The following is a 6,373-nucleotide window of genomic DNA, read 5'->3' on the forward strand; positions in this document are numbered from 1 at the left end:
GGCCGCATCGACGGCCAGACCGTGCACGGCAAGACGCCGATGGGCGTGGCGGCGCTGGCGCTGGGGGGACGCCTGCAGCATTGACCGGAGCGGGCTATGATGGCGGTTGCACAACGCCCGCCAGGAGCCCGTCTTGACCGCCATCCTTCCCGACGACGAATCGTTCTGGTCCACCATCCGCGCGCAGTACACGCGCTCGCCCGACTTCCTCAACCTGGAGAACGGCTACTTCGGCATGCCGGCCGATCCCGTGCGCGCGGCGCTCAAGCGTTACCAGGACGAGGTCGATGCCGAGAACGCGTTCTTCCTGCGCGAGCGCTGGCCCGCGCGCCTCGCGCACGTGAAGGCGCTGCTCGCCGGCTTCACCGGCGTCGCGGCCGATGAGCTCTTGATCACCCGCAGCGCCGTCGAGTCCTTGAACATCGTGTTCCAGGGTTATCCGTTCGAACCGGGCGACGCGATCCTGATGGCGCGCCACGACTACGACTTCAGCCACGACATCGTCCGCATGGTCGCGGCGCGCAAGGGCCTGACCGTCATCGAGGTGGACGTGCCCCACGACGTGGAAGACGAAGACGCGATCGCGGCACTGTACGCGGACGCGATCACGCCACGCACCCGCGTGCTGCTGATCACGCACATCGTGCACCGTACCGGCCGCATCATGCCGGTGGCGCGCCTGGGCGCGCTGGCCCGGGAGCGTGGCATCGACCCCATCGTCGACGGCGCGCACGCGCTCGCGCAACTGGACTATACGATCCCGCAACTGGGGACGCAGATCGCCGCGTTCAACCTGCACAAATGGGTCGGCGCGCCGCTGGGCACGGGCCTGCTGTACATCGCACGCGAACGCATCGCGGACATCGCCCCGCTGTACGGCGACGTGACGTCCGGCCGCACCGACATCGACAAGCTGGGCGCGTTCGGCACCGTGCCGCCGGCGCCGGTCATGGCGATCGAGGATGCGCTGGCGTTCCACGCCTCGATCGGGTCCGGCAACAAGGAAGCGCGCCTGCGCTGGCTCGCGCGGCGCTGGATGGACCAGGTGCGCGACCTGCCGGGCGTGCGCGTGTACACCCCGTGCGATCCGGCCCTGCATGGCGCGCTGGGCGCGTTCGGCATCGACGGCGTGCCCGCCGCCGAGGTCGTGCGGCGGCTGATGGATGACCACCGCATCTTCACCGTCATCCGCAAATTCGGCGGCACCGAGATCGTGCGCGTGACGCCGCACCTGTACAACGGGCCCGAAGACCTCGATGCGCTGGCGGATGCGATCCGTCAGTGGGCGCCGCCCAGGTAGGCCGCGACCACCTTCGGATCGTTCTTCAGGCTCGCGGCGGGGCCGTGCACGGCGATGCTGCCGTTCTCCAGCACATAGCCGTAATCGGCCACGTTCAGCGCGGCCTGGGCGAACTGCTCGACGAGCAGCATGGTGACGCCTTCCGTCTTCAGGCGCGCGATGATACGGAAGACTTCGTCCACGAGGATGGGCGCGAGGCCCATCGACGGTTCGTCCAGCAGCACGACGTCCGGATTCAGCATGACGGCGCGCGCCATCGCCAGCATCTGCTGCTCGCCGCCCGACAGGGTGCCGGCCAGCTGCGTGCGGCGTTCCTTCAGGCGCGGGAACAGTTCGAGTGCCCGCTCCAGGTCGTGCTGCACGTCGCCTTTCGGCCGCGAGCGCGTGAATCGCGGGAAGGCCCCCAGCAGCAGGTTGTCCGTGACCGTCATCGTCGCGAACACGCGCCGCCCCTCCGGCGAATGGGCGAGGCCCGCGCGCGCGATGCGATGCGAATCCATGCCGGTGATGTCGCGGCCGGCCAGGGTCACTTTACCGCCGCGCGGCTTGATCATGCCGGAGATGGCGCGCATGGTCGTCGTCTTGCCGGCCCCGTTGGAACCGATCAGCGTGACGAGCTTGCCCTTCGGGACCTCGAGCGAGATCCCGTGCAGCACTTCGACCTTGCCATAGGCCGCGTGCAGGTTGTCGATGGTGAGCATGCGGTCTCCTCAGACGGCGGCGGATGCGGCGGGTTCGCCGGCACCGCCCAGGTAGGCCTCGATCACGCGCGGGTCGGACTGCACGCGCGCCGGCGATCCTTCGGCGATCTTCTGGCCGAAATCCAGCACGGTGACGGTGTCCGAGATCGACATCACGACGTCCATGTGGTGCTCGATGAGGACGATGGTGATGCCGTGGTCGCGGATCTTGCGGATGATGGCCATCAGCTCGCGGATGTCCGGTGCCGTCAGGCCCGCGGCCGGTTCGTCCAGCAGCAGCAGGCGCGGGTCGAGCGCCAGCGCGCGGCCGATCTCCAGCAGGCGCTGCTTGCCGTAGGGGAGGTTGCGCGCTTCCTCGTCCGCCAGGTCGGCGAGGCCGACGAAGCTCAGGATCGCCGCGGCGCGCGCCCGTGCGGCCAGTTCCTCGCGCAAACGGCGCGGCGTGTGCAGCATGGCGTCGAACACGTTCGAGCGGAAGCTGTGGTGCAGCCCGACGAGGATGTTTTCCGTCGCCGTCATCTCGCCGAACAGCTGCACGTTCTGGAACGTCCGCGCGATGCCGCCCAGCGCGATCTGCGCGGGCGTGCGGCCCGTGATGCCGCTGCCGGCAAAGACCACCCGGCCGGCCGTCGGTTTATAAATGCCGGTGAGGACGTTCATCATCGTGCTCTTGCCCGAGCCGTTCGGTCCGATCAGGCCGTGCACGGTGCCGCGCGCGACGGTCAGGTCGACCTGGTTCAGCGCCTTCAGGCCGCCGAACTGCATCAGCACCTGCTCGACTTTCAGCAGGTCGCCGCCGGCGGCTTCCGCCTGCGGGACGCCTGCAAAAGGATCGCCGCCGTGGTCGGCCAGCGCGCGCGCATGCTGGCGCCCGCGACCCAGCACGTCGCGCAGGAAGCCGACGATGCCCTCCTGCAGGTAGTAGACGACGAACAGCGTCATGAGGCCGAAGATCGTGAGGCGCCAGTCGACCATGCTTTGCAGCTTGTAGGAGACGACGGCCAGCGCCAGCGTCGCCACGACGGGCACGATGACGCGGCGCGCGGTCGTCTTGCGGCGCGCGAGCAACAGGCCCGCGACGACGACGGCGAGGATCGCGGCGCCGACGGCGATGCGGCGGAACAGGTCGATGTCGGACAGGAGGCTCGGCAGCATCACGACGATCACGGCGCCGATCAGCGCGCCGCTGCGGGTCTTGCGGCCGCCCATGATCACGGCGAGCAGGAACAGGATCGTCAGCTCGAAGTTGTACGTGTTGGGCGAGATGTATTGTTCGGAATACGCATAGAGGCTGCCCGCGAGGCCCGCGAAGCCGGCGCTGATCACGAATGCATACACTTTATAACGGTACACGGAGACGCCCATGCAGTCCGACGCGATGGGGCTGTCCCGAAGGGCCTCGAACGCGCGGCCGATGTGCGATTTCAGCAGCCGGTGCACGAGCAGCAGCGACACGATCATCAGCGCGGCCACGGCATAGTAGTACTCGACTTCCGTCAGCTCGTGGCCGGCCACGCTGGGCTTCGTCAGCATGATGCCCATCGGGCCTTCGGTGAGGAAGGTCATCTCGTTGATGAGGATTTGCACGATGGTGCCGAAGGCCAGCGTCACCATCGCGAGATACGGCCCCGTCACCCGTAGGGCGGGGAGGGCGAGGATCGCGCCGAACAGCGCCGCGCCCGCGATGCTGGCGGGGAGCGTGAGCCACCACGCGGCGCCCAGCTTCATCACCAGCACGCCCGTCACGTACGAGCCCACGCCGAACAGGCCGGCATGGCCCAGCGACACCTGGCCCGTGTAGCCGACGACGATGTCGAGGCCGAACAGCAGGATCGCGTAGATCAGGATCGTCTCGACGAGGTGGATGTAGTACGGGTTCCCGACCAGCACGGGAAAGGCGGCCAGCAGCGCGATGCCCGCGATCGCGCCGCCCCAGGTCAGCTTGTTCATCGTCATACCTTCTTGATGGCGGCCTTGCCGAACAGGCCGGACGGCTTCACGGCCAGCACGAGCAGCAGCAGGACGAGGCCCGGCACTTCCTTGTAGCCGGTCGACAGGTAGAAGCCGGTCGCCGTCTCCGCGATGCCGAGGATGATGCCGCCGACGATGGCGCCCATGCCCGACGTCAGCCCGCCGATGATCGCGACGGCGAACGCCTTCAGGCCCAGCGACGCGCCCATCGTGGCGCTCGTGAGCGTCAGCGGCGCGACGAGGGCGCCGGCGAAGGCGGCCGTCGCCGACGACAGCGCGTACGAGAACGTGATGACCATGCCGGTGTTGATGCCCATGAGGCCCGCCGCGTCGCGGTCGTTCGCGGTGGCGACGACGGCCTTGCCGTAGATGGATTTGCGGTTGAAGATCTCGACGGCGAACATGATGGCGAGCGCGCCGACGATCACGGCGACCTGCATCGGCTGCACGTTCGCGCCGAGCACGGTGAACGGTTCGGACGACAGCGGCGAAGGGAAGGGCAGCACGTCCTTGCCCCAGATGTTCTCGGCCACGTTCTTGAAGATGATGGCGAGGGCGATGGTCGACATGATCCAGCCGAATTCCGACTTGATGCGGATCGCGGGCCGCACGGCGATCCATTCGACGAACACGCCCTGCAGCGCGCCGAACAGGACGACGATGGGAATCATCAGCCAGTAGCCGAGATAAGGCCCGCCGTGGATGGTGCCGACGAGCGACAGGCCGACGAGCGCGCCGAGCATCAGCGCCTCGCCCTGGCCGAAGTTGAGGGTGCCGGACGTGGCGAACGTGAGCTGGTAGCCGAACGCGATCACGGCATAGATCATGCCGAGTGCGATGCCGGACACGACGAGTTGGAGCAGGATCTCCATGGTTCCTCCGGGAGCAGACGCGTGAATCCAGTAACGTCGTTCCCGCGCAGGCGGGAACCTAATTTGCGTGCGTAACGACGGCGCAAACAAAATTGGGTCCCCGCCTTCGCGGGGACGACGTTATTTGGCCTGCACCACTCGCCCATCCTTCACTTCACCGAACTTGGTGTTCTCGAAGTTGATGGCCTCGTGGTCCGCATGCGAGTACGGCTTGTTGTAGGTGGTGACGACGCCTTCGACCGGCAGCGTGAGGTTTTCCAGCGCGGCGGCGATCTTCGGTCCTTCGGTACTGCCGGCCTGCTGGATGGCGGCGGCCAGCAGGTACACGGAATCGTAGCCCTGCGCTGCCGACACGGCCGACGGCATGCGGCCGCCCGGCGGGTTGTAGGCCTTGATGTAGGCGTCGATGAACGCCTTGCGCTTCGGCGTGTCCGGGTTCTGGATGAAGGTCTGCGGCATGCGGGTGCCGTCGCCGTTCTTGCCCGCGTTGTCGATGAAGTTGGCCATCGCGAGCGTCCAGCTGCCGACGATGGGCACTTTCCAGCCGAGCTTCTGCATGCCGTTGGCGATCTGCGCCAGCTCGGGGCCGATGCCGTAGGTGAGGACGACGTCGGCGCCGGCCTGCTTGGCGCGCAGCAGCTGCGCCGTCATGTCGACGTCGCCGATGTTGTACTTCTCGACGACGACCGGCTTCACGCCCTTCTTCTCGAGCACCTTCTCGAGGTCTTCGCGGCCCAGCTGGCCGTAGTTGGTGGAGTCGGCGAGGATCGCGGGCTTCTTGAAACCGCGGCGCGCGATCGCTTCCTCGACGATCATCGCGGACTGGATGGTGTCGTTCGCGGAGTTGCGGAAGATGTAGTTTTGCGGCTGGTTCGCGAACTGCTTCGTGACGATGGAGCCGGTGGCCACGTTGTTCATCACGGGGATCTTCGCCTGCTGGTAGAAGCGCTGCGAGGCGAGGGCCACGCCGGTGTTGATGTAGCCGACGGTGGCGACGACGCGCTCCTTGTTGATGAGTTCCTGCGCGACCTGCACGCCGCGTTCGTTCTTCGCTTCGTCGTCGCGTTCGACCAGTTCGACCTTGCGGCCCAGCACACCACCCTTGGCATTGATTTCAGCGACGGCGAGACGGACGCCATCGCGCATCGACACGCCCATCGGCGCCGACCCGCCCGTGAACGGACCGGACACGCCGATCTTGACCGGCTCCGCCGCCATGCCCGACATCGAAAAACCCAACACTACCCCTGCAACCAATGCCTTTACCTTGAAATTCATTGTCGTCTCCGTAGTCGTATTCTCGTTTTACGCCGGGCGCCGCGGACCAGTGCCGGGCCCATCGTGAGCCGATTGTAGAATAGCAATCAGACAACAGCAATCGATTGATGTGACGCGATGCAACATGCGTCATTCATGCAAACGCGTAAGGAAAGCGTCAGGCAGCAGGGGTACGGACGAAAAAAAAGCTGCGCCGAAGCGCAGCCTTTTCGGTACGGCGGAGGTCAGCGGTGACGCCACCCGCCCCGATG

Annotated in this window: 5 protein-coding genes; 1 reads left to right on the top strand and 4 read right to left on the bottom strand. The window is 66.8% G+C overall.

Annotated elements, in window-relative coordinates:
- Nucleotides 1-133 precede the first annotated feature (133 nt).
- Entirely contained in the window at nt 134-1,300 is a 1,167-nt protein-coding gene (locus ACEN88_RS22015) for an aminotransferase class V-fold PLP-dependent enzyme (protein WP_413343030.1), read from the top strand.
- On the opposite strand, the gene ACEN88_RS22020 is transcribed toward ACEN88_RS22015, so the two are convergent.
- From ACEN88_RS22020 to ACEN88_RS22035, 4 genes are all read right to left on the bottom strand, one after another.
- A complete protein-coding gene (locus ACEN88_RS22020; protein ID WP_413343032.1) occupies nt 1,279-2,001 on the bottom strand; it encodes an ABC transporter ATP-binding protein in 723 nt (240 codons plus the stop codon). The genes ACEN88_RS22015 and ACEN88_RS22020 overlap by 22 nt on opposite strands.
- 9 nt (nt 2,002-2,010) lie before the next feature.
- Nucleotides 2,011-3,957: an ABC transporter permease subunit gene (locus tag ACEN88_RS22025; RefSeq protein ID WP_413343033.1), complete on the bottom strand. Its 1,947-nt coding sequence runs from the start codon at nt 3,955-3,957 to the stop codon at nt 2,011-2,013.
- Nucleotides 3,954-4,844, bottom strand: coding sequence for a branched-chain amino acid ABC transporter permease (locus tag ACEN88_RS22030; RefSeq protein WP_056131728.1), 891 nt, complete (start codon nt 4,842-4,844; stop codon nt 3,954-3,956). The genes ACEN88_RS22025 and ACEN88_RS22030 overlap by 4 nt, the downstream gene beginning before the upstream one ends.
- A gap of 120 nt (nt 4,845-4,964) precedes the next feature.
- Nucleotides 4,965-6,122 (bottom strand): ABC transporter substrate-binding protein, encoded by a 1,158-nt coding sequence (locus ACEN88_RS22035; RefSeq protein ID WP_413343036.1) that lies wholly within the window; start codon nt 6,120-6,122, stop codon nt 4,965-4,967.
- Nucleotides 6,123-6,373 lie beyond the last annotated feature (251 nt).

The organism is Massilia sp. CT11-108, from assembly GCF_047302915.1.
Classification (GTDB): Bacteria; Pseudomonadota; Gammaproteobacteria; order Burkholderiales; family Burkholderiaceae_D; genus Telluria; species Telluria orientalis.

What these genes read in the sequence shown, in the direction of transcription:
- ACEN88_RS22025 (WP_413343033.1), bottom strand. Translation starts at nt 3,957, where the DNA reads ATGACGATGAACAAGCTGACCTGGGGCGGCGCGATCGCGGGCATCGCG.
- ACEN88_RS22035 (WP_413343036.1), bottom strand. Translation starts at nt 6,122, where the DNA reads ATGAATTTCAAGGTAAAGGCATTGGTTGCAGGGGTAGTGTTGGGTTTT.
- ACEN88_RS22020 (WP_413343032.1), bottom strand. Translation starts at nt 2,001, where the DNA reads ATGCTCACCATCGACAACCTGCACGCGGCCTATGGCAAGGTCGAAGTG.
- ACEN88_RS22030 (WP_056131728.1), bottom strand. Translation starts at nt 4,844, where the DNA reads ATGGAGATCCTGCTCCAACTCGTCGTGTCCGGCATCGCACTCGGCATG.